The organism is Candidatus Glassbacteria bacterium (assembly GCA_019456185.1).
GTDB lineage: Bacteria > Gemmatimonadota > Glassbacteria > GWA2-58-10 > GWA2-58-10 > JAJRTS01.
In genome coordinates, this window is the sequence record VRUH01000114.1 from 1 (window position 1) to 3,410 (window position 3,410).

2 protein-coding genes are annotated in these 3,410 nt (G+C 57.8%); both read left to right on the forward strand.

Annotated features, from left to right (window positions below; all coding sequences use genetic code 11):
* On the forward strand, positions 1-2,070 hold a 2,070-nt coding region (locus FVQ81_18165; GenBank protein MBW7998456.1), incomplete at its 5' end, for a DUF1998 domain-containing protein.
* A 412-nt stretch (positions 2,071-2,482) separates the two neighbouring features.
* A complete protein-coding gene (locus FVQ81_18170; GenBank protein ID MBW7998457.1) occupies positions 2,483-3,391 on the forward strand; it encodes an HD domain-containing protein in 909 nt (302 codons plus the stop codon).
* Positions 3,392-3,410 lie beyond the last annotated feature (19 nt).

Sequence of the window (3,410 nt, forward strand, 5' to 3'; positions counted from 1 at the left end):
TTCAAAACGATCACGTTTACCAAGAGCAGGCGCAGCACGGAACTGATCCATAGCTGGCTGCTGCGCTCCAACCGCGGACTGGCCGGCCGGGTCAGCAGTTACCGCTCGGGGTACCTGCCCTCGGAGCGGAGGCAGATCGAGCGGGACCTGGCCGGCGGAGTGCTCGACGGGGTGATCAGCACCAGCGCGCTGGAGATGGGGATCGATATCGGCGGGCTGGACGCCTGCGTGCTGGTGGGTTATCCGGGGACTGTCACCCAGACCTGGCAGCGCAGCGGCAGGGTGGGGCGCGCCGGACGGGAGAGCGTGGTGCTGATGATCGCCCAGGCCGATGCGCTGGATCAGTTTTTCATGCGCCATCCGGACAATTTCTTCTCCCGCGGCTGCGAACGCGCGCTGGTCGATCCGGGGAATCCATATATCGTGGCCGACCACCTGGAGTGCGCCGCTGCCGAGATCCCGCTGGAGGAGGACGAATTGGATAAGTTCCCGGACGGCTGGCGGCAGACGGCGAAAAATCTGCTTCAGCGCGGCAGGCTGGTGGAAAGCGTGGGCGACGGCCGGATTTTCAGCGCGCGAAAATACCCCCACCGCGAGGTCTCGCTGCGCCAGGCGGGGGAGAGCTTTACGATCCTGGACGCCTCATCCGACCCGCCGGGACGGATCGGTTCGGTGGGCGGGGCGCGGGTGCTGGCCGAATGCCATCCCGGAGCGATATACCTTCACCGCGCGCGGCAGTACAGGGTGGAGCGGCTGGACATGGAAAAGCGCAATGTCTACGTGGAGCCTTCCAGGGACCCCTACTACACGATGGTCAACGCGGAAAAGGATACAGAGATCCTGGAGGTGCTGGCCAGCCGCCCCGAGGGCAATTTCCTGGTACGCTACGGACGGTTGAAAGTGACGGAGCAAATCACCGGTTTCAAGAAGCGGGGGATCCCGGGCGGAGAACTGCTCAGTACCCACCCGCTTGAACTGCCGCCCCAGGTATTCGAGACCACCGGTTTCTGGATCGAGATCCCGTCCGGGGTCAGCCGGGGGGTGAAGCAGGATAACGCGCATTTCATGGGCGGCATCCATGCCGTGGAACATGCATCGATAGCCATTTTCCCCCTGTTCGTCCTCTGCGACCGCAACGATATCGGCGGGATCTGCTTTACCGAACACCCGCAGGTGGGCGGTCCGGCGATATTCATCTACGACGGTTATCCGGGCGGGGTGGGGATCGCCCATGGCGGCTACGGCAGGATAGTCGAACTGCTGGATGCCACCCGCAGGCTGATTGTCGAGTGCGACTGCGAATCCGGCTGCCCCTCCTGCATTCACTCCCCGAAATGCGGCAGCGGGAACAAGCCGTTGGACAAACGGGCCGCAGCCGCCGTGCTGGAAATGCTGCTGGGCCTGCGGAATCTGCCGGTGGAGGATGAAGCGGCCGACGAGCCCGGACCGGCTCCTGAACCGGTTCCCGCAGAGGAAGTAGTGGACGCCGGAAAGCTGTTCCCGCCGGATAAAAAAATCTACTTCTTCGATATCGAAACCCAACGCTCGGCCGAAGAGGTCGGCGGCTGGCGAAATAAGCGCCTGATGCGCCTCGCGGTGGCCGTCCTCCAGGACGCGGCAACCGGTGAACTGCTGACATTTACTGAGAACGATGCGGAGCGTCTGCTGGAAATCCTGTTCGAGGCCGACCTCGTAGTGGGATTCAACCTGCTGGGATTCGATTACGAGGTGATGAGCGCCTACAGCACTCGCGACCTTACGGCGGTGAGGACCTTCGATATCCTGGCCGACATCCACCAGCGCCTGGGTCACCGGATCGGGCTGGGCGCACTGGCGGAGGCGACGCTGGGGGAGTCGAAAAGCGCCGATGGCCTTCAGGCGATCGAATGGTTCAGGGACGGGCAGCTGGAGAAGGTGATTGACTACTGCGCCAAAGACGTTATAATTACTAGTAAATTATTCGCTCATGGATTGGAGCACGGGTATCTGGTTTACGATCACCGCGAGGCGGGACAGGTAAAGCTCAACCTCGATTGGGACCTTGCCGACCTTCTCAGCCGGAACGGTTAATTGCGCACCCAGTTTGCCTGCCGTGCTTGCGGAAGGCGGCAGGCCTGAGAGACAACTCAGCCGTTGACGGTCCTTCATCGAGAACCCGCCTGTTTGATAATCAATTCTCAGAAATTGAAACTTTTCATGATCCGCGTCGATATCAACGACTGTGTATCAGAACGCGGACAGACGCGATTTCGGTCGAACTGCGCAAACTATTACTTAAGGATAGTTGCATTGTTCGCGTTAAATGTTTGTTGTCTAATGGGCATAGAGCCACTATCATTTCTTGACTTGCTGGCAGTTTAATGCCAAATTGCGATAGCCTGGATAAATCTATCCTGGAACGTGGTGTTGCACCGGACCGGTCGGATAAAACACATCAAATGAGGATAATAGTTCAATCGGCTTGGATTAGAGAGATCAGTTTATGTTAGTGCACGTTGACCATCTTATTCCCGGACTCGAGCTGGAAAGCGACGTTCGGCTGAAGGCCGGCAGTTACCTTATTACGCGTAAGGAGATGCCGGACGCCAGGTTGGATGACAAGGTCATCGAGTCTATCCGCAGGTTTGCCTCCCAGCTTTCTCCGGTCAGTTTCAAGGTGGAAATCAAGCCTGACGACAGGGCGCTGATCCAACTCAAGAGCATCCTGGATCAGGATGTCTCCCAGATCACCCGGAATATTTCCGAGGGTAAGGAATACCCGAATTTTCTCAAGGATGAGGACCTGCAGGACAAAGTGCTGCGGATCATGGAGAAGCTCATCTCCAATCCGGATATGATCAAGCACATGTACGAATTCAGGATCACCTCGGAGAGGCAGGGTGACCCGGTCAGCATGATTCACGAACACTGTATCCGTGTTACGCTGCTGGCGATCGCGATCGGCCTGAAAATGAAATGGTCGGTGATCTCGCTGGTTAACATCGGCATGGGCGGCGTCCTGCACGACATGGGAATCATCCGCACGAAACATTTCCCCAAGCTGAAAGATCTGGACGATCTGCTGCCCAAAGAGCTGGAAGCTTTTATCGATGACCATCAGCAGAAAAGCGTCGAACTCTTCGGCGAGAAAAAGGTGACCCTGCTGCCGTTCACCAAGCAGGAAATCATCCATATGATCTCCAACCACCACCGGCCTGACTTAGGGGATACCCGGCATAAAACGACCGTTTTGTTGTATTTTGCCGAGCTGCTCGATGAGATGATCACGCTTATGCCCCACAAGGTGCGTTACAATTTCGACGCCAACCAGCTCCGTAAGCTCGGAGGCAGGTTCAGAGCTGGTCTGGAAAAACTGTACAGTTGCTTAAGTGGTGAAGCTGCTCTAAACTGAGGCATTCGGAAAGGAGCGG